Origin of the sequence: Ruoffia sp. FAM 20857 (assembly GCF_045528645.1) — a bacterium.
Lineage (GTDB): Bacteria > Bacillota > Bacilli > Lactobacillales > Aerococcaceae > Ruoffia > Ruoffia halotolerans.
Genome location: NZ_JBGQRB010000131.1, coordinates 1 through 313 on the forward strand (window position 1 = coordinate 1; position 313 = coordinate 313).

At 39.3% G+C, this 313-nt stretch carries 1 protein-coding gene; it reads right to left on the minus strand.

From position 1 onward, the window contains the following. Positions 1-41: 41 nt before the first annotated feature. A partial coding sequence (locus ACEN4N_RS11540; RefSeq protein ID WP_407094274.1) for a transposase occupies positions 42-313 on the minus strand: 272 nt, incomplete at its 5' end.

The following is a 313-nucleotide window of genomic DNA, read 5'->3' on the forward strand; positions in this document are numbered from 1 at the left end:
CTTGTAGACGATTGATTCAAAAAATTAACGTGATGACTGATTTAAATCCATTGACTGGATCGCCGTAGGCGCTCGAAGACCCTATAGAATTCAGTTTGATACACATGATAACTCGACAATTTTAGATAGGCTCGTCTGCCTGTTTGCACAAGTTTGCCAGCGACTTTAAGGAATGTTAGTCGGATGGAATGAATAGTCATCCCTTGGTTCTTTTTATCAAAGCCGATAGTCTTTAGACAGTTGATGAGGTTGTATGCAAGCAGACTAATCATCATTCTGACATGATTTTCTAAGAAGCGTGGACTATCTGTTT